Source organism: Micromonospora sp. NPDC049139, assembly GCF_055586845.1.
In genome coordinates this window covers 20,937-39,297 of record NZ_JBVJHK010000024.1, presented here as the reverse complement: position 1 = coordinate 39,297, position 18,361 = coordinate 20,937, and the positions used below count along the sequence as shown (strand labels likewise).

Sequence of the window (18,361 nt, the reverse complement as noted above, 5' to 3'; positions counted from 1 at the left end):
CAGCGGGTCAGACGTTGGCGATCAGCAGCGCCGGCTGCTCGACGCAGTCGGCGACGTGCCGCAGGAAACCGCCCGCCACCCCGCCGTCGCAGACCCGGTGGTCGAAGGTCAGGCTGAGCTGGGTCACCTTCCGCACCGCGAGCTGCCCGTCCACCACCCACGGCTTGTCCACGATCCGCCCCACCCCGAGCAGCGCCGCCTCGGGGTGGTTGATGATCGGCGTGGAGCCGTCGACGCCGAAGACGCCGTAGTTGTTCAGCGTGAAGGTGCCGCCGGTGAGCCGGGCCGGGGGCAGCGTGCCGGCCCGGGCCGCCGAGGTGGTCGCGGTCAGCTCGGCGGCCAGCTCGGCGGTGGTGAGCCGCTGGGCGTCCCGCAGCACCGGCACGACCAGCCCCCGGTCGGTCTGGGCGGCGATGCCCAGGTGCACCCCGGCCGACTGGACGATCCGCTCGCCCTCGGTGTCGACGCGGGCGTTGAGCTGCGGGAACCGGCGCAGCCCGGACAGGCAGATCCGGGCGAGCAGGGCCAGGATGCTCACCGGCGCGTCCGGGGTCGCCGCGTTGATCGCGGCCCGGGTCTCCAGCAGCCCGGTGGCGTCGACGTCCACCCAGATGGTCACCTCGGGGATCTCCCGCCGGCTGCGGGAGAGCTTGTCGGCGATCGCCTTGCGGATGCCGGTCAACGGGACGACCACGTCCGCCGCCTCCGGCGCGGCCGGCCCGGCGGGCTGGTCCGGCACCGCGGCGAGCCGGGCGGCCGGCGAGGCGGCCTCGGCCGCGGCGGCCTCCACGTCGGCGCGGCGCACCACCCCGCCGGGGCCGGTGCCGCGCAGCGCGGCCAGGTCGAGGCCGTGCTCGCGGGCCAGCCGACGCACGATCGGCGAGATGACCAGGGGCGCCGCGTCGTGCGGGCGGTCCGCCGCCACCGCCGGGGCGGCGGGCGCCGCCAGGGGCTCGGCCGGGCGGGGGTCGGGGGCGACCGCGAGGCGGGGCCGGCGACGCCGCCGCCCCGAGCCGCCGTGGCCCGTGCCGTACCCGATCAGGACGTTGCCGGAGCCGGCGCGCTCCTCCTCGCGGTAGGTGGCGTGCCCGGCGGGCTCGTCGCCGGCCCCGCCGTCGCCGCCCACCGGCGCGATGGTGACCAGCGGCTGGCCGACCGGGCGGACCTCACCCGCCGCGCCGTGCAGCGCCACGACCCGCCCGGCGTACGGGCAGGGCACGTCGACGACGGCCTTGGCGGTCTCCACCTCGACGACGGTCTGGTCCACCGTGACCACGTCGCCCACGGCGACCCGCCACTCGACGATCTCGGCCTCGCTCAGCCCCTCCCCAAGGTCGGGCAGGAGGAAGACCTGCGTCCCGTCCACGGTGGTCACGCCGCGCTCCCCCGGGTCAGCCAGCGCCCGTCCGGCTGGTCGTCCCACTGGAGTCGGGCCACCGTGTCGAGGATCCGGTCCACCGACGGCAGGTGGGTGTGCTCCAGCATCGGCGCCGGGTAGGGGATGTCCAGGCCGGACACCCGCAACACCGGGGCGTGCAGGGCGTGGAAGCAGCGTTCCTGCACCCGGGCGGCGATCTCGGCGCCGACCCCGGCGAAGCCCTGCGCCTCGTGGATCACCACGCACCGGCCGGTGCGGCGGACCGAGGCGGTGACGGTCTCGTCGTCGAACGGCACGATGCTGCGCACGTCCACCACCTCCAGGTCCCAGCCCTCCTCGCGGGCGGCCTCGGCGGCCTCCAGCGCGACCGGCACCGCCGGCCCGTACGCGACGAGGGTGGCGTCGCGGCCCGGGCGGCGCACGACCGCGCGGCCGATCGGCGGGGCGGTCGCGGGTAGCTCCGCGTCGGCGCTGGAGAAGTAGAGCTTCTTCGGCTCCATGAACACGACCGGGTCGGGGTCGTCGATCGCCTGGCGCAGCAGCGAGTACGCGTCCTCGACCGTCGCCGGGGTGACCACCTTCAGGCCGGGGGTGTGGGCGTAGTACGCCTCGCTGGAGTCGCAGTGGTGCTCGACCCCGCCGATGCCGCCGGCGTACGGCACCCGGATGACGATCGGCACGCTGAGCGCGCCCCGGGTGCGGTTGCGCAGCTTCGCCACGTGCGAGGCGATCTGCTCGAACGCCGGGTACGCGAACGCGTCGAACTGCATCTCCACCACCGGGCGCAGCCCGGACATGGCCATGCCGACGGCGAAGCCGACGATGCCGGCCTCGGCGAGCGGCGTGTCGAAGCAGCGCTTGTCGCCGAACCGGGCCTGGAGGCCGTCGGTGATCCGGAAGACGCCGCCGAGCGCGCCGACGTCCTCGCCGAAGACGACCACCCGGTCGTCGTCGAGCATCGCGTCGGCGAGCGCGGCGTTGAGCGCCTTCGCCATGGTCAGGGTGGCCATCAGCGCTCACCCTCCTCGTCTGCGGCGGCGGCCAGCTCGGCGCGGACCTGCTCGCGCTGCTCGACCAACTGGGGGGTGGGCTCGGCGTAGACGTGGTCGAAGAGGCTCATCGGGTCGACCGTCGGCTGCGCGTTCATCCGGGTACGCAGGTCGGCGGCGTACGCCTCGGCCTCGTCGGCGATCGCGGCGACCCGCGCGTCGTCGAGCACGTCCCGCGCCCGCAGGTACGTCTCCAGGCGGGCGACCGGGTCCCGGTCCCGCCAGGCGTCGACCTCGGCGCCGTCGCGGTAACGGGTGGCGTCGTCGGCGTTGGTGTGCGGCTCCATCCGGTAGGTGTGCGCCTCGACGAGGAACGGCCCCAAGCCTGCGCGGGCGTGCGCGACCGCGCGGGTGAGCACCGCGAGGACGGCCACCGGGTCGTTGCCGTCGACCTGCTCGCTGGGCACGCCGTAGCCCACGCCCTTGTACGCCAGCGACGGCGCGGCGGTCTGCCGGGACAGCGGGACGCTGATGGCGTACTTGTTGTTCTGCACGAAGTAGACGACCGGCGCCTTGAACACGGCGGCGAAGTTCACGCCCTCGTGGAAGTCGCCCTCGCTGGTGGCCCCGTCGCCGATGAAGGCCAGCGCGACGGTGTCCCGCCCCTGGTACGCCTCGCCGTAGGCCAGCCCGGCGGCGTGCACGCACTGGGTCGCCAGCGGGGTGCACTGCGGGGCGGTGTGCCGGGCCGCGGGGTCGTACCCGCAGTGCCAGTCGCCGCGCAGCAGGGTCAGCACCTCGACCGGGTCGATGCCCCGGGAGACCAGCGCCATCGACTCCCGGTAGGTCGGGAAGACCCAGTCGTCCTCGCGCAGGGCGAGGATCGCGCCGACCTGGCAGGCCTCCTGGCCGCGCGAGGACGGATAGACCGCCAGCCGGCCCTGCTTGGTCAGGGCGGTGGCCTGGATGTCGAAGCGGCGGCCGATGACCATCCGCCGGTACATGTCGGCGAGCGCCTCGACGGGCGGCTCGGGGTAGTCGGCGTGGGCGGGCAGCGGCGTGCCGGCGGGATCGAGCAGGCGGACCGGCTCGGTGGCCGGCAGCAGCGGCTTGGCCGGGTCGGGCGGGGTGGCCGCCCGGCGCCTGCGCGGGGATGCCCTGCGGACCGCCTCGGGTGTGGTCGTCACGGCGGGACCTCCTGGGACGTGTGGTGGGCCTATGCTCCTGCCGTCGGATGATTGACTCAAGATCCATGACAAACGCGGGACGGATGGCATGCGGGAGGCATCGAGATGAGCCAGGAGTCCGGGCCGAGCGCGGAGTCGACCGCCGGAACGGGACGTTCGGCCCGCCCCCTGGACGAGGTCGACCGGCGGATCCTCGACGAACTGGTCCGCGACGGCCGCACCTCCGTGCGCACCCTCGCCGAACGGATCCACATCTCCCGCACCAACGCGTACGCGCGGGTGGAGCGGCTGCTGCGCGACGGGGTGATCACCGGTTTCCGGGCCCAGGTCGCGCCCGAGGCGGCGGGGCTGGGCACCTCGGCGTACGTCGCGCTCAAGATCGAGCAGAACACCTGGCGGGAGGTGTCGGCGGAGCTGGCCCGGGTGCGCTACATCGAGCACGCCGCGCTGCTCGGCGGCGACCACGACGTGCTGGCCCTGGTCCGGGCGCCGGACAACGCCACGCTGCGGGACGTGGTGCTGGGCCGGGTGCAGAGCATCGCCGGGGTGCTGTCCACCCGCACCTGGCTGGTCTTCGACGAGTTCGACGGCGACCGCAGCCCGTGGGAGTGAGCGCCGGGCTGGCCGGGCAGGCTCGCCGCTCCGGCGGCCCGCCGGCCGGGCCCGCGGCGGCCGGCGGGCTCGGCACTGCGGCCGCGGTCCGCCGTGGCCGGCGGGCTCAGCGCTCCGGCGGGGCCTCCAGCCCCTCCCGGTCGGCCAACTCCAGCAGCGGCTCGAGCGAGAAGCGCCGGTCGTCGAGGCCCGCGTGCGGGTCGCCGCGCTCGGCGAACCGGGCCGGCATCGTGGTGACGTCGAAGTCCTCCGGCCGCGCGTCGTCCAGCTCCGACCAGTCCACTGGCGCGGAGACCAGCGCCTGCGGGGTGGGGCGGATGGAGTACGCCGAGGCCATCGTGTGGTCCCGGGACATCTGGTTGTAGTCGACGAAGACCGGGCGGTCCCGCTGCTCCCGCCACCAGGTGGTGGTGACCAGCTCCGGCAGCCGGCGCTGCATCTCCCGGCCCAGCGCCAGCACCGCCCGCCGACACTCGCCGAAGCTCCACCGGGGCTCGATCGACAGGTAGACGTGCAGGCCCCGCCCGCCGGTGGTCTTCGGATAGCCCGTCAGCCCCAGCTCGTCGAGGAACGCGCGCACCTCGTGGGCCACCGGCACCACCTGGTCGAAGCCCACCCCCGGCATCGGGTCGAGGTCGATCCGGAGCTGGTCGGGCCGCTCGACGTCGGCGGCGGAGACCGGCCACGGGTGGAAGCGCAGCGTGCCGAGGTTCGCCGCCCAGATCACCACGGCCAGCTCGCTCGGCGCGACCTCGTCGGCCGTACGCCCGCTCGGAAAGGTGATGTGGGCGGTGCGCACCCACTCGGGCGCCCCCGCCGGAAGCCGCTTCTGGTAGAAGGCGTCGCCCCGGTTGTCCTGCCGGGTGCCGATCTTCGCCCCCGGGAAGACGCCGCGCGGCCACCGCTCCAACATGGTCGGCCGGTCCCGCAGGGCGCGCAGGACGCCGTCGCCGACGGCCAGGAAATACCGCACCACGTCCAGCTTGGTCAGCCCCAGCTCTGGGAAGTACGGCTTGTCGGGGCTGGAGACGCGGACCAGCCGCTCCCCCACCTTGATCTCCTCGGCCGGCGTCGCCACGCCCCACACCGTAACCCGGCGGGCCGGTCGGCACGGCCCGTCGCGGCCCCCGGCGAAGCGCGCCTCCGACCCGGCCGGCGGCCGTCGGGCTCAGTCTCAGGCGATCAGCATGATGCCGACGGCCATGAGCGGCAGACCGACGAACAGGAAGATCCCGATCCCGGTGAGCACCCGCCCCTCGCCGGCGGCCTCGCGTTCGGGCGCCACGCCGAAGGTGGCGCGCGCCCCCATCATGCCGATTCGGCTCAGGGTGAGGTCACCGGTGATCCCGAGCAGCCCCCCGACCACCACGAGGGCGATGCCGAAGCGGTAGACGAAGTCGCCGCCGCCCAGGGCGACCCAGACCCCGGCGGCGGCCGCGACCACGACGAGCGCGATCACGAACAGCACCAGTGCTTCCCGCAGACCCCTGACGACCGTCATCGGCGGCTCCATCCCGTGCGACCCGGATGGACATTCTGCCGGTCGACCGCCGTCCGCGCTGCCCCGTACGCCGGGCGTACGCGAGATGGCCGGGCGGCCCGTCTCCGGCCGCCCGGCCACGTCGGGCCGAACTCAGCTCATCTCCTCCTGGAGGCGCGACATGAGCATCTTCTTGCCCTGCTCACCCGCCTTGCGGTTGTTCTCCTGCATCTTCCGGAACCAGGTGGCCAGTTCCGTGTCGCCCCGCGACTCCGCGTCGGCGATATACGTGTCCAGTTTCCAGATGTGCTGCAACGACATCTGCAGGACGTGGATCAGGTCGTAGTTCTGGTCCTTGACCGGGCTGATCATTTCCTTGGTCATGGTCGCCACGGACGTACCTCCCCATCTCGCTCTTCGCCGTTCGGTGGCAGCAGCGCTTACCCGGCCTGGTCCCGTTCACGCCCGACGGCGGGACTACCATGCCGGGGCGGAGGGGGGCGTTCGTGCGCGGACGGACGGGGTACGTGTCGCTGGCGTTGGTGGCTGTCGCCGCCGGCTGCGCGGGCGAGCCGCCGCCTACCGCCGCCGACGTCACCGGTGTCTGGTGCGGCCAGGAACGGGACGTGCTCACCCTCGACGCGGCCGGCGGATTCACCGTCACCGACGTCTCCGCCTCGCTGATCGACGAGGTTCTGCACGACGAGGACTTCGTGCCGGGCTACCGGCGGGAGACCGAGCACGCGGGCGCGGTGCCGCGGCACGGCGCCGGCCGGTGGCGCGTCTTCGTGGACCACGGCGACATGTTCCAGGCCCGGCGCGACCACGTCGTGCTCGACTGGTCGAGCTTCGAGTCGGTCCAGGTGGACGAGGAGCTGGAACTGACGATCGCCGGGGAGGGCGCGGGCCTGGTGCTCGGCGTGGAGCGCGTCGAGTCCGGCTTCACCACCCTCTTCGCCCGCTGCCCGGCGACCTGAACGTCCCGCCGCCCGCCGCGGCGGCGGGGGGCGGTTATCCGGGGCGGGCCTCGGGTAGGGGGTGCCGCATGGCGGAACTGGCAGCGCTCTGGATCGTCCGGCACGGCGAGAGCACGGCGAACGTGGCGGCCACCGCGGCCGAGGCGTCCGGCGCCGAGCTGATCGACCTGACCCACCGGGACGCGGACGTGCCGCTGAGCCCGACCGGGGAGGAGCAGGCCCGGGCCACCGCGCGCTGGTTGGCCGGGCTGCCCGAGGCCCGCCGGCCCGACGTCGCGGTGGTGTCGCCGTACCTGCGGGCCGTGCGGACCGCCGAGTTGGCCCTGGCCGGCACCGGGATCCCACTCACCCGCGACGAGCGGCTGCGCGACCGGGAACTCGGCATCCTGGACGGGCTGACCGGGTACGGGGCGCGCCGGCGCCACCCGGAGGAGGCGGCGCGCCGGGACCGGCTCGGCAAGTTCTACTACCGGCCGCCGGGCGGCGAGTCCTGGACGGACGTGGCGCTGCGCCTGCGCGCCCTCCTCGGCGACCTGCGTCGCGACCACGAGGGCCGGCGGGCGCTGCTGTTCGGCCATGACGCCCTGGTCTTCCTGACCCGTTACCTGGTGGAGGGGCTGACCGAGGCGGCGCTGATGGCGCTGACCCGGGAGCACGTCATCGCCAACTGCTCGATCACCGGCTGGTCCGCCGGGGCCGACGGCCGGCTGAGCCTGGACGTGTTCAACGACGTCGGCCACCTGCGGGCCCAGGGCGCCCGGCCGACCAGGGAGGACGAGGTCCATGCCGAACCGGTCTGACACGCTGGTGATCACCCCCAGGCTGCTACGGGACTGGGCGCTGCCGGTGCCGACCGGGGGCAAGGAGGCCCGGGGCACGGTGCTGGTGGTCGGCGGCTCCCGGTTCACCCCCGGGGCGGTGCTGCTCGCCGGCGTGGCCGCGCTGCGGGCCGGGGCCGGGGTGCTCCAGCTCGCCGCCGCCGAGTCCACCGCCGCCGCGCTGAGCATCCAGGTGCCCGAGGCGCTGGTGGTGGGCCTGCCCGAGAAGGCCGACGGCGCGGTCGCGGGCGGGCCCGGCGAACTGCTGGGCGACCTGGTGGCCGAGGCGGACGTGGTCGCCCTCGGCCCCGGCCTGAAGGACATCGACGAGACGGGGGCGCTGCTGCGCCTGGTGCTCGACGCGGCCGCCCGGGAGACGGCGCTGGTGCTCGACGCGTACGCCCTGGGTGCGCTCAGCCACGCCCCGGACCTGCTGGTCGGGTCCGGACGGCCGGTGGTGCTCACCCCCAACCTCACCGAGGCGCGGCACCTGCTCGGCCGGGACCCGGGCGACGACCTGGACGCCGAGGCCATCGAGCTGGCCGGCCGGTACGACGCCGTGGTCTCGCTCTACGGCCACGTCTCCACACCCGACGGGCGGAGCTGGCGGGAGGAGAGCGGCGACGCGGGGCTCGGCACGTCCGGCAGCGGGGACGTCCGCGCCGGACTGCTGGCCGGGCTGCTGTCGCGGGGCGCCGAGCCGGCGCAGGCCGCGTGCTGGGCGTCGTTCGCCCACGCGGTGAGCGGCCAGCGGCTGGTGCCGCGGTTCGGCCGGATCGGGTTCCTCGCCCGGGAGCTGCTGGACGAGATTCCCCACCCTCGCCACCGTCTGACACTTCCTTGTCTGGCCGAACGGATGTGTGTAACGCCACACTCCGCTCCTACGCTGGTGGGTCGGAGGAGGGCACCCCCGCCCGCCTCCCGCCGGCCGCTCCCCGCCAGGGGGCGTATCCGGCTGGAAACAGCCCCCTGGGAGTCTGTGTGAAGAACCTCCGTCGCAAGACACTGGCTGCCGCGTCCGCCGTGACACTCGGTGTCGGCCTCGCCGTCACCGGCGGGCTCGCCCCGGCGGCGTCGGCCGCCGGCCCGGACACCACGTTCCTGGTCCTCGCCCCGCAGGGCGCGAAGACCGACAAGGCGGCCGCCCGCGTGGCCGCCGCCAAGGGCACCGTGGTGGCCAGCTACGACCAGATCGGCGTGCTCGTCGTCCGGTCGGCCAACCCCGACTTCGTCACGGACGTGGCGGGCGCGGGCGTCGACTCGGTGGCGTCCACCGCCGGCCTGGGCACCGCCCTGGAGGAGGGCGAGACCCTGGAGGTCTCCGCGGCCGTGGCGGCGAACGCGACCGCCGACCCGACCAAGGAACCCATGTTCGGTCAGCAGTGGGACATGCCGATGATCGACGTCCCGCAGGCCCACGCCGTCAACGCCGGCAGCGCCAGCGTGGTGGTGGGCGTGCTGGACAGCGGCATCTCCTCCAGCCACCCCGACCTGAAGGACCAGATCGCCAAGGACAGGAGCGCGTCCTGCGTCGGCGGTGTCGCGGACACCACCGAGGCGGCCTGGAACCCGACCGTCTCCGACCACGGCACGCACGTGGCCGGCACCATCGCCGCCGCCGTCAACGGCGTCGGCGTGACCGGTGTGGCGCCGGGTGTCAAGGTGGCCGCCGTCAAGGTCGTCAACGATGACCGGTTCATCTACCCCGAGGCCGCGCTCTGCGGCTTCATGTGGGCGGCCGACCACGGCATGCAGGTCACCAACAACAGCTACTTCATCGACCCGTGGGAGCTGAACTGCCGCAACGACGCGCGCCAGCGCCCGGTGTGGCAGGCCGTGCAGCGGGCCATCCGCTACTCGCAGAGCAAGGGCGTGCTCCACGTCGCGTCGGCGGGCAACTCGAACTGGGACCTCGCCCACAAGATCACCGACACCGGCAGCCCGAACAACCTGCCGCCGACGGAGGACCCGGAGACCCGGGAAGACCTCACCAACTCCTGCCTCGTCCTGCCGGGCGAGGCGCCGGGCGTGGTGACCGTCTCGGCGGTCGCCCCGACCGGCAAGAAGAGCTACTACTCCTCGTACGGCCTGGGCGTCGTGGACGTCACCGCGCCCGGCGGTGACACCCGGTTCCGCACCAACGGCGTCAGCCCGACCCCGACCGACGGCATCCTGTCGACCACCTTCGACACGGCGACGAAGACCAACGGCTGGGGTTACAAGCAGGGCACGTCGATGTCGAGCCCGCACGCGGCCGGCGTCGCGGCGCTGGCCCTGTCGGCCCACCCCGGCATGACGCCGGGCCAGCTGGCGTCCTTCCTGGAGCGGACCGCCGAGTCGGTCCCCTGTGAGGAGGGGGTCTGGGAGCCGCGGCCGGGCTTCCCGGCCACCTGCACGGGGGGCGAGCGCAACTCGTTCTACGGCGCCGGCATGGTCAACGCGTACAACGTGGTGAAGTAGCAGCACGGCACGACCCGTGGTGGGGCCCGGCGGTGATCCGCCGGGCCCCACCCGTTTTCGCTGCTCACGGCCGGGGTACGGGAGGGGGCGTCCGACGAGCCGAGGAGGTCAACGGTGTCCACCGATGCCATCGTCCTGTTGAAAGAGGACCACAAGGAGATGCGCCGTCTGTTCAAGGCGTTCCAGGATGCCGAGGAGGGACCGGCCGCGCGGCGGCAGAAGCTGGTGAGCCAGATCCTGGAGGCCCTCACGGTGCACACCTACCTGGAGAACGAGGTGATGTACCCGGAGGTCCGCAAGCTCCTGCCCGACCTGGAGGACGACATCCTCGAGTCGTACGAGGAGCACCACGTCGCCGACGTGCTCTGCGCCGAACTGTTCGCCATGGACGCCGACGATGAGCGCTTCAACGCCAAGACCACGGTGCTGATCGAGAGTGTCCTGCACCACGTCGAGGAGGAGGAGCAGGAGTGGTTCCCGAAGGTGCGCGAGGCGCTCGGCCGTAAGCAGCTCCAGGAGATCGGCGAGCGGATGATCGAGCTGCGCGCGGACGCGCCGCGCAAGCCGACCGACCCGAAGGCGATCAAGAAGTCGCTCGACGCCGTGACGGCCTGAGCCGACCGCCTCCGACGGGCCCCGGTGCGCCGGGGTCCGTCGTCACGCCGGGGCCGCGGGCAGGATCCGCCGCAGCGCCGGCGGTACGGCCCGGGACCGCCACTCCCTCGGGTAGCCCACCGACACCTCCTCGAACCGCACCCCGTCGTGCCAGGTGGTGCGGGGGATGTGCAGGTGGCCGTAGACCACCGCGGCGGCGTCGAAGCGCAGGTGCCAGTCGGCGGTGGCCTCGGTGCCGCACCACTGGGCGAAGATCGGATAGCGCAGGATCCGGGTCGGCTCGCGCAGCAGCGGCCAGTGGTTGACCAGCACGGTCGGCAGCCCCGGCTCCCGCGCGGCGAGCCGGCGGGCGGTCTCGGCGACCCGGGCGGCGGACCACGCCGACCGGCTCGGGTACGGGTCGGGGTGCAGCAGGAACTCGTCGGTGCAGACGATCCCCGTCCGGTACGCCTCGGCCAGCGCCGCCTCCGGGGTGTCGAACCCCTCCGGGCGCCAGCTGTGGTCGTAGAGCAGGAACAGCGGCGCCACCAGCACCGGCCCGCCCGACCCCCGCCACACCGGATACGGATCCTCGGGGGTCAGCACGCCGAGGCGCCGGCACAGGTCGACGAGGTGCTGGTAGCGGGCGACCCCGCGCAGCGCCACCGGGTCGGCCGGCGGGGTCCACAGCTCGTGGTTGCCCGGCGCCCAGACCACCCGCGCGAAGCGGTCGCCGAGCAGCCCGAGGGCCCACTCGACGTCGGCCACGGTGTCGCCGACGTCCCCGGCGACGATCAGCCAGTCGTCCGGCGACCCCGGGCGCAGCCCCTCCACCACCGCCCGGTTGCCCGGGTGCCCCACGTGCAGGTCGCTGATGGCGAGCAGGCTGCCGCCCCCGCCGTCCTCCCCCGCCATGACCGCGATCCTATGCGCCGCCGGTGACGACCGCGAACCGCGCGGGCCGCGCGCCGATCGATGCACCGCACCGCGGGTGCGGCGGTCCCCAGGTGGGCCGGGGCGCGCCCGGCCGACCCGGTAGGATCGGCGGTGGGCCGTGACTGGCGCGTGGGGATGGAGAACCATCGGGAAGCGGTCCCGTCATGAGGACGCATGCCGAGCGCCTGGGCCTTCCGCACGTCACTGGAGGTCGCATGTCGCCGAACGCCGAATCCACCGCCTTCCGCAGCGCCCTCGAGGTGATCCGCGCCGTCGAGCCGCGGGTGGCCGACGCCATCGGCGCCGAGCTCGCCGACCAGCGCGAGTCGCTCAAGCTCATCGCCAGCGAGAACTACGCCTCCCCGGCCACCCTGCTGGCCATGGGCAACTGGTTCAGCGACAAGTACGCCGAGGGCACCGTCGGCCGCCGCTTCTACGCCGGCTGCCAGAACGTGGACACCGTCGAGGCGCTCGCCGCCGAGCACGCCCGGGAGCTGTTCGGCGCCGCCCACGCGTACGTGCAGCCGCACTCCGGCATCGACGCCAACCTGGTCGCGTTCTGGGCGATCCTGGCCGACCGGGTGGAGTCCCCGGCGCTGAAGAAGGCCCAGGCGCGGCACGTCAACGACCTCACCGAGGCCGACTGGTTCGCGCTGCGCCGGGAGCTGGGCAACCAGCGGATGCTCGGCATGTCCCTGGACGCCGGCGGCCACCTCACCCACGGTTTCCGCCCGAACATCTCCGGCAAGATGTTCGACCAGCGCAGCTACGGCACCGACCCGGCCACCGGGCTGGTCGACTACGACAGGGTCGCCGAGGCGGCCCGCGAGTTCAAGCCGCTGATCCTGGTCGCCGGCTACTCGGCGTACCCCCGGAAGGTCAACTTCCGGATCATGCGGGAGATCGCCGACTCGGTCGGTGCCACCTTCATGGTCGACATGGCGCACTTCGCCGGCCTGGTCGCCGGCAAGGTCTTCACCGGCGACTTCGACCCGGTGCCGCACGCGCACATCGTCACCACCACCACGCACAAGTCGCTGCGCGGCCCGCGCGGCGGCATGGTGCTCTGCCAGCCCGAGCTGGCCGACCAGGTCGACCGGGGCTGCCCGATGGTGCTCGGCGGCCCGCTGCCGCACGTGATGGCCGCCAAGGCCGTCGCCCTGGCCGAGGCCCGCCGCCCCGACTTCGCCGACTACGCCCAGCGGATCGTCGCCAACGCCCAGGCCCTCGCCGAGGGGCTGCTGCGCCGGGGCGGCAAGCTGGTCACCGGCGGCACCGACAACCACCTGGTGCTCATCGACGTCACCGGCTACGGGCTGACCGGCCGGCAGGCCGAGCAGGCCTTGCTCGACTCGGGCATCGTCACCAACCGCAACTCCGTCCCGCAGGACCCGAACGGCGCCTGGTACACCTCCGGCATCCGCGTCGGCACCCCGGCGCTGACCACCCGGGGGCTGGGCCCGGCGCAGATGGACGAGACGGCCGAGCTGATCCACACCGTGCTCAGCCAGACCCGGCCGGGCGCGAACCCGGACGGCACCCCGTCGAAGGCCAAGTACGTCCTCGACCCGGCCGTCGCCGACCGGGTCGGCAAGCAGGCCAGCGACCTGCTCACGGGCTTCCCGCTCTACCCGGCCGTCGACCTCGGCTGACCCGGGCACCCGCCCCGACGCCCCCGCCCGGCCCCGCCGCGCGGGGGCGTCCCCGTCCCGCCCTCGTCCCAGTCCGGCCGTGCGGGGTGGGAGCGTCAGGGGCGGTGGGTGCGGTGGCGGCGGGCGCGGAGGCGGTGCAGGACGTCGGTGCCGCCCCGGCCGAAGTGGTCGTGCAGCGCGCGGTAGTCCGCGTACAGCTCGTCGTAGGCGGCCGCCCGGGCCGGGTCGGGGTGCCAGGTCTCGCGGCGGGCGGCGCCCATCGCCGCCGAGGCGGCCGGCACGTCCGGGTACGCCCCGGCGGCGACCGCCGCGTGGATCGCCGCGCCCAGCGCCGCCGGGTGCGCGGAGTCGACCACGTGCAGCGGCCGGCCGATGACGTCGGCGTAGATCCGCAGCAGCAGCCGGTTGCGGGTCAGCCCGCCGGCCACGGTCAGCTCGTCGACGGCCACGCCGGCGGCGGTGAACGCGTCGACCACCGTCCGGGCGCCGAACGCGGTGGCCTCCAGCAGCGCCCGCCAGATCTCCTCCGGCCGGGTGGCCAGGGTCAGCCCCACCAGCACCCCGCTCAGCTCGTGGTCCATGAGCACCGACCGGTTGCCGCTGTGCCAGTCCAGCGCCAGCAGCCCGTGCCCGCCCACCGGCTGGTCGGCGGCGAGGGTGTCCAGCAGCTCGTACGGGCTCAGCCCGCGGCGGCGCGCCTCGTCGGCGTAGTCGGCCGGCAGGCCGGTGCGGACGTACCAGGCGAAGATGTCCCCGACGCCGCTCTGCCCCGCCTCGTAGCCCCACGAACCGGTGGTGACGCCGCCGTCGACCACGCCGCAGACCCCGGGCACCTCGTGGTACGCCGCCGCGTTCATGATCAGGCAGGTGGAGGTGCCGAGGACGGCGAGCATCCGGCCCGGCTCGACCGCGCGGGCAGCCGCGGCGGTGACATGCGCGTCGATGGACCCGGCCGCGACGGCGGTGCCCACCGGCAGCCCGGTCCACCGGGCCGCCTCGGCGGTCAGCCCGCCCGCCCGGGCGCCCAGCGGCGCGAGCGGGCCGTCGATCCGGGGCAGCAGCCCGTCGAGGCGGGGGTGCACGGCGCGCAGGAACTCCGCCGACGGGTACCGCCCGTCCTGCCGCAGCCCCTTGAAGCCGGCGGCGGAGACGTTGCGGGTCTCCCGCCCGCAGAGCTGCCAGACCAGCCAGTCCGCCGTCTCGATGAAGCGCTCCGCGCGGTCGAAGACCGCCGGGTCCTCCTCCAGCACCTCCAGCGCCTTGGCGAGCTGCCACTCGGCGGAGACCCGCCCGCCGTAGCGGGGCAGCCAGGTCTCGCCGCGCGCGGCGGCGACGTCGTTGATCCGGGCGGCCTGCCGCTGGGCCGCGTGGTGCCGCCACAGCTTCGGATACGCGTGCGGCCGACCGGCCAGCTCGGGCAGCTCGCAGAGCGGGGTGCCGTCGGCGCGGGTGGGCAGCATCGTGCAGGAGGTGGCGTCGACGCCGATGCCGCGCACGTCCTCGGGGCGTACGCCGGCGGCCCGCAGCGCGGCGGGCACCGCGACCCGGAGCACCTCGCGGTGGTCGTCGGGGTGCTGCAACGCCCAGTCCGGCGGCAGCGGCGTCCCGTCGGGCAGCCGCTCCGTGATCACCCCGTGCCGGTACGCGTGCACGGCCTCGCCGCGCACGACGCCGTCGGCGACGTCCACCACGACCGCCCGGCCGGAGAGGGTGCCGAAGTCGACCCCGACGACGTGCCCGGGCACCCCGGCTGCCGGCTGCGCCACCGCTCCTCCTCCCGCCGCGCCGCTCCGGCGCCCGGCGGGGCGGCGGTTCAGCGGCGGCGGGAGGCAACGCTACCGCAGTCGTTGATCCCAATACATCGACACACGTAGGCTCGGCGCCCCTCCACACACGCGTCACCCCATGGATCAGGAGCCGACAAATGCGCGAGAGCCCGGTTTCCTCAGCCAGGACCGCCGGGACTGACCGCCCGCCCCGCCCGGTCAGGCGATGGGCCGCTTCAGGTGGTAGCGGTGCACCTCGGTGCTGCCCTGGATGTTGTTCACGTCCTCGGCGGCGGAGACCAGCTCCCAGCCCTCCCGGCCGGCCCGGTTGAGGTGCGCGATCGCGGTGTCGCCGTACGCGGTGATGTCCCGACGCGTCCCGTCCGGGCCGTACCAGATGAAGCTGACATGGAAGTTGCGGCCCTGCCCCTGATAGCGGCGGACCAGCAACGCGTACTCCCAAGCGATCATGACGTCCATTATGGGTGTCCATCGAGGACGGCGAAACACAGGCAGTCGCGCTTTGCCGTGCGATGAACGCGGTGTGTCAGCGCCGAGATGCCGGGCCGCGACCGACTACTGTGGACGGCCCTGCGGGCGAGCTCTCAACCGACCCGCAGCGGTCCACCGGCGGATTCCCCGGCAGCCAGCTCGGCCCGCGTGGGCGGGTCGGCCCCCCGCCGACGGCAGGTCCAGGCGGCGACGTCGGCGGCGCGGCGGAGCACGACGGCGACGTCGTCCCGGCCCGCCGCCGCGAGTGCCCCGCGCCGCGCCGCGCCGAGCAGTCCCAGGTCACTCAGCGCGGCCAGCAGTCCCGCCGTGAACGCGTCACCGGCCCCGACCGTGTCCACCACCTCCACCGGCCGGGCGTCCACCCGCACCTCGCCGTGCCGGGTGGCCCCCCACGCCCCGCCGCGACCCCGGGTGACCACCACGAGGTGCGCGCCCAGGTCCAGCCACTCCCGCCCGACCTGCTCGTGCCCGCGCCCCGGATGGAGCCAGGCCAGGTCCTCGTCGCTGACCTTGACGATGTCGCTGGCCGCCACCAGGTCTTCGACCCGGCTCCGGACCGCCGACCGGTCCCCCATCAGCGACGGCCGGCAGTTCGGGTCGTAACTGATCATCGTGGTGGCCCGCCGGGCGTGCACCAGCGCCCGCACGTCGTCGGCGCCGGGCGGCAGGACCGCGCCCAGCGACCCGGTGTGCAGGCAGTCGGCGCCGACGCCGACGCCGGCCACGGCCGTCCGCGGGAAGGACCGCCACGCGATGCGGAAGTCGTACCCCGCCTGACCGTCCGCGTCCACATGCGTCCGGGCCACGCTGGTGCTCGGCAGGTCCGGCACCGAGGCGGGGTCGAGGCGCACGCCGTTGTCGGCCAGGTGGGCGCGGAGCAACCGCCCGTACGCATCGTCGCCGAGCTGGGTCAGCAGGGTCGTGGGCAGGCCGAGGCGGGCCAGGGCCACGGCGACGTTCGCCGGGCTGCCCCCGGGGTGGGCGACGGCCTCCCCCGGTGGGTCCTCGATCAGATCCACCAGGGCCTCGCCGACAACAGTGATCACAGTGGTCCTTTCCCGAGGCTGCGCCGAGCCCCGGCCATGTGCGGAGCGGCCCTCAGGCCGCGGTCCGGCCCGGGGTCTCCTCGAGGGTGGTCGCGCCCGTCATGATCGCCACCGCCTCCGGCATCGTGTGCGACGCCGGCGTCACCACGCCCGCGCAGCGACCCAGTCGCTGGATGTGGATGCGGTCGGCGACCTCGAACACGTGCGGCATGTTGTGGCTGATGAGGATGACCGGCAGCCCTCGCGACCGGACCTCCTCGATCATGCGGAGCACCTGGTTGGATTCCTTGACGCCGAGGGCGGCGGTCGGCTCGTCGAGCACGATCACCTTGCTGCCGAAGGCCGCTGCGCGCGCCACCGAGACCGCCTGGCGCTGCCCGCCGGAAAGCGTCTCGACCGCCTGCCCCACGTTCTGCAGGGTGCCGATGCCGAGGTCGGCGAGGGCCTGGGCGGCCTCGCGCCGCATGCCCTTCTGGTCGAGCATCCGGAAGATCGAGCCGAGGGGGCCGCGCCGGCGCTTCTCCCGGCCGAGGAAGAGGTTGGTCGCGATGTCCAGCGCCGGCGCCACGGCGAGCGTCTGGTAGACCGTCTCGATGCCGGCGTCCCGGGCGTCCTGCGGCCGCTTGAACTGCGTGGGCCTGCCCTCCAGGAACAGTTCTCCGGCATCCGGGGTCAGCGCGCCGGTCAGGCACTTGATCAGCGTCGACTTCCCCGCGCCGTTGTCGCCGATGACGGCCAGGACCTCGCCGGGATAGAGGTCGAGATCGACCCCGTCGAGACCGACGACCCTGCCGAACGTCTTGACCAGACCTCGCGCCGACAGCACCGGCGAGCGCCGCCGCGTGTCGGCCGCGCCGGTCCGCCCGTCGGGGGTGTGCGTGGTGGCGGTCATGCCCTCACCTTCCTGATCCACTGGTCGACGGCCACGGCGAGGATCACCAGCAGGCCCACGGCGAGGACGCGGTACTGGTCGTCGACCCCGGCCAGCGACAGTCCGCTGCGGAAGAACCCGACGATCAACGCGCCGAGCAGGGTCCCGAGCACCGCACCGCGCCCGCCGAACAGGCTGGTGCCACCGATGACCACGGCGGTGATGCTCTCCAGGTTCGCGTCGGTGATGGCGTTGGGGCTGGCCGCGCCGGCACGGCCGATGAGGATCCAGGCGGTGAGGCCGTAGATCGCGCCGGCGACGAGGTAGACGCTCAGCAGGACCCGGTCGACCCGGATGCCGGCGAGCCGTGCCGCCTCCTTGTCGTCGCCCACCGCGTAGACGTGCCGCCCCCAGGCCGTCCTGGCCAGCGCGTACCCGACCGCCAGGTAGAGCAGCACCACCGCGACGACGCCGGCCGTGATCCGGAACGGTCCCACCGGGAAGGACTCCCCGGTCCAGCTGAGCACCGGCGGAAGGTCGGTGGCCTGCACGCTCTGCCCGCCGGAGTAGAGCAGGCCGACGGCGGTGAAGACGCTGAGCGTGCCGAGCGTGACGATGAAGGGTGGCAGCTTCAGCCGGGTCACGAGTGCCCCGTTGAGCGCTCCCGCCGCCGCGCCGACCGCGATGGCGAGGAGGATCGCGAGCACGCCGGGAAGGCCCTGCCCCTCGGCCAGCTTGGCCGAGAGCATCATGGCCAGGATGACGATCGCGCCGACCGACAGGTCGATGCCCGCGGTCAGGATGATCAGCGTCTGGCCTACGGCGAGCGCGCCGATGACCGCCACCTGCTGCAGGACGAGCGACAGGGAGTTGGGCGAGGCGAACCGCGGGTTGATGGTGGAGAAGACGACGAACGAGACGACCAGCACGAGGAAGGGGCTGATCGCGGGGTGCGCGTGCAGCAGGTGCTGGACGCGTTGCAGCGGTGAGTGCCGGCGCAGGGCGAACTGCTGCGCGGCGGTGGTCGGTGGTGACGTGGTGGTCACGCGTACTCCTGCCGTTGTCGATGGCGGACGACCTGC

Annotated in this window: 19 protein-coding genes and 1 riboswitch; of the genes, 7 read left to right on the top strand and 12 right to left on the bottom strand. The window is 74.1% G+C overall.

The features are described from left to right. Positions 1-7 precede the first annotated feature (7 nt). From ACZ6Q9_RS29615 to pdhA, 3 genes are read right to left on the bottom strand one after another with little or no spacing between them, the layout of a single operon-like run. Positions 8-1,375 carry a dihydrolipoamide acetyltransferase family protein gene (locus ACZ6Q9_RS29615; protein ID WP_396830465.1) on the bottom strand — a complete coding sequence of 456 codons (1,368 nt, stop codon included), beginning with the start codon at positions 1,373-1,375 and terminating at the stop codon, positions 8-10. Then, on the bottom strand, positions 1,372-2,388 hold the full coding sequence (locus ACZ6Q9_RS29610; RefSeq protein WP_393448792.1) for an alpha-ketoacid dehydrogenase subunit beta: 1,017 nt from the start codon (positions 2,386-2,388) through the stop codon (positions 1,372-1,374). The genes ACZ6Q9_RS29615 and ACZ6Q9_RS29610 overlap by 4 nt, the downstream gene beginning before the upstream one ends. Then, entirely contained in the window at positions 2,388-3,554 is a 1,167-nt protein-coding gene (pdhA, locus tag ACZ6Q9_RS29605) for a pyruvate dehydrogenase (acetyl-transferring) E1 component subunit alpha (RefSeq protein ID WP_393448789.1), read from the bottom strand. Before pdhA ends, ACZ6Q9_RS29610 begins: the two co-directional genes overlap by 1 nt. 105 nt (positions 3,555-3,659) lie before the next feature. On the opposite strand from pdhA, the gene ACZ6Q9_RS29600 reads away from it, so the two are divergent. After that, positions 3,660-4,166 (top strand): Lrp/AsnC family transcriptional regulator, encoded by a 507-nt coding sequence (locus ACZ6Q9_RS29600; protein WP_393448786.1) that lies wholly within the window; start codon positions 3,660-3,662, stop codon positions 4,164-4,166. 106 nt (positions 4,167-4,272) lie between these two features. Here the strand turns inward: ACZ6Q9_RS29600 and ACZ6Q9_RS29595 are convergent, their stop codons facing one another. The 3 genes from ACZ6Q9_RS29595 to ACZ6Q9_RS29585 all read right to left on the bottom strand — a co-directional run bounded on the left by ACZ6Q9_RS29595 (position 4,273) and on the right by ACZ6Q9_RS29585 (position 6,030). Next, the gene (locus tag ACZ6Q9_RS29595) at positions 4,273-5,244 is read right to left on the bottom strand and encodes a DNA polymerase domain-containing protein (RefSeq protein WP_393266189.1); all 972 of its coding nucleotides are present in this window, start codon (positions 5,242-5,244) and stop codon (positions 4,273-4,275) included. A gap of 96 nt (positions 5,245-5,340) precedes the next feature. Next, a complete protein-coding gene (locus ACZ6Q9_RS29590) occupies positions 5,341-5,667 on the bottom strand; it encodes a hypothetical protein (protein WP_350707556.1) in 327 nt (108 codons plus the stop codon). A gap of 132 nt (positions 5,668-5,799) precedes the next feature. Then, positions 5,800-6,030: a hypothetical protein gene (locus ACZ6Q9_RS29585; protein ID WP_357699478.1), complete on the bottom strand. Its 231-nt coding sequence runs from the start codon at positions 6,028-6,030 to the stop codon at positions 5,800-5,802. Positions 6,031-6,152: 122 nt separating this feature from the next. Here ACZ6Q9_RS29585 and ACZ6Q9_RS29580 point away from each other — a divergent pair, with 122 nt between their 5' ends. The 5 genes from ACZ6Q9_RS29580 to ACZ6Q9_RS29560 all read left to right on the top strand — a co-directional run bounded on the left by ACZ6Q9_RS29580 (position 6,153) and on the right by ACZ6Q9_RS29560 (position 10,516). Continuing rightward, entirely contained in the window at positions 6,153-6,623 is a 471-nt protein-coding gene (locus ACZ6Q9_RS29580; protein ID WP_396830467.1) for a hypothetical protein, read from the top strand. Positions 6,624-6,691: 68 nt separating this feature from the next. Next, positions 6,692-7,423, top strand: a complete 732-nt coding sequence (locus tag ACZ6Q9_RS29575) for a histidine phosphatase family protein (protein ID WP_396830469.1) — start codon at positions 6,692-6,694, stop codon at positions 7,421-7,423. Next, a complete protein-coding gene (locus tag ACZ6Q9_RS29570; RefSeq protein WP_396830471.1) occupies positions 7,407-8,426 on the top strand; it encodes an NAD(P)H-hydrate dehydratase in 1,020 nt (339 codons plus the stop codon). Before ACZ6Q9_RS29575 ends, ACZ6Q9_RS29570 begins: the two co-directional genes overlap by 17 nt. Then, the gene (locus ACZ6Q9_RS29565; RefSeq protein ID WP_393266198.1) at positions 8,423-9,901 is read left to right on the top strand and encodes a S8 family peptidase; all 1,479 of its coding nucleotides are present in this window, start codon (positions 8,423-8,425) and stop codon (positions 9,899-9,901) included. The genes ACZ6Q9_RS29570 and ACZ6Q9_RS29565 overlap by 4 nt, the downstream gene beginning before the upstream one ends. Positions 9,902-10,015: 114 nt before the next feature. Further along, the gene (locus tag ACZ6Q9_RS29560; protein ID WP_393266200.1) at positions 10,016-10,516 is read left to right on the top strand and encodes a hemerythrin domain-containing protein; all 501 of its coding nucleotides are present in this window, start codon (positions 10,016-10,018) and stop codon (positions 10,514-10,516) included. A gap of 42 nt (positions 10,517-10,558) precedes the next feature. On the opposite strand, the gene ACZ6Q9_RS29555 is transcribed toward ACZ6Q9_RS29560, so the two are convergent. Beyond that, positions 10,559-11,410, bottom strand: coding sequence for a metallophosphoesterase family protein (locus ACZ6Q9_RS29555; RefSeq protein WP_393266202.1), 852 nt, complete (start codon positions 11,408-11,410; stop codon positions 10,559-10,561). Positions 11,411-11,539: 129 nt separating this feature from the next. Beyond that, positions 11,540-11,629, top strand: a riboswitch (ZMP/ZTP riboswitch). A gap of 17 nt (positions 11,630-11,646) precedes the next feature. Here ACZ6Q9_RS29555 and ACZ6Q9_RS29550 point away from each other — a divergent pair. Further along, complete coding sequence (locus tag ACZ6Q9_RS29550; RefSeq protein WP_393448777.1) at positions 11,647-13,083, top strand: glycine hydroxymethyltransferase; 1,437 nt, start codon at positions 11,647-11,649, stop codon at positions 13,081-13,083. Between the two features lie 95 nt (positions 13,084-13,178). Here the strand turns inward: ACZ6Q9_RS29550 and araB are convergent, their stop codons facing one another. The 5 genes from araB to ACZ6Q9_RS29525 all read right to left on the bottom strand — a co-directional run bounded on the left by araB (position 13,179) and on the right by ACZ6Q9_RS29525 (position 18,325). Next, on the bottom strand, positions 13,179-14,849 hold the full coding sequence (gene araB, locus ACZ6Q9_RS29545) for a ribulokinase (RefSeq protein WP_393448774.1): 1,671 nt from the start codon (positions 14,847-14,849) through the stop codon (positions 13,179-13,181). A gap of 219 nt (positions 14,850-15,068) precedes the next feature. After that, the gene (locus ACZ6Q9_RS29540; RefSeq protein WP_357699352.1) at positions 15,069-15,329 is read right to left on the bottom strand and encodes a hypothetical protein; all 261 of its coding nucleotides are present in this window, start codon (positions 15,327-15,329) and stop codon (positions 15,069-15,071) included. A gap of 125 nt (positions 15,330-15,454) precedes the next feature. Continuing rightward, the gene (locus ACZ6Q9_RS29535; RefSeq protein WP_393266208.1) at positions 15,455-16,408 is read right to left on the bottom strand and encodes a carbohydrate kinase family protein; all 954 of its coding nucleotides are present in this window, start codon (positions 16,406-16,408) and stop codon (positions 15,455-15,457) included. Between the two features lie 52 nt (positions 16,409-16,460). Further along, positions 16,461-17,300, bottom strand: a complete 840-nt coding sequence (locus ACZ6Q9_RS29530) for an ATP-binding cassette domain-containing protein (protein WP_393266211.1) — start codon at positions 17,298-17,300, stop codon at positions 16,461-16,463. Further along, positions 17,297-18,325 carry an ABC transporter permease gene (locus tag ACZ6Q9_RS29525; RefSeq protein ID WP_393266213.1) on the bottom strand — a complete coding sequence of 343 codons (1,029 nt, stop codon included), beginning with the start codon at positions 18,323-18,325 and terminating at the stop codon, positions 17,297-17,299. The genes ACZ6Q9_RS29530 and ACZ6Q9_RS29525 overlap by 4 nt, the downstream gene beginning before the upstream one ends. Positions 18,326-18,361 lie beyond the last annotated feature (36 nt).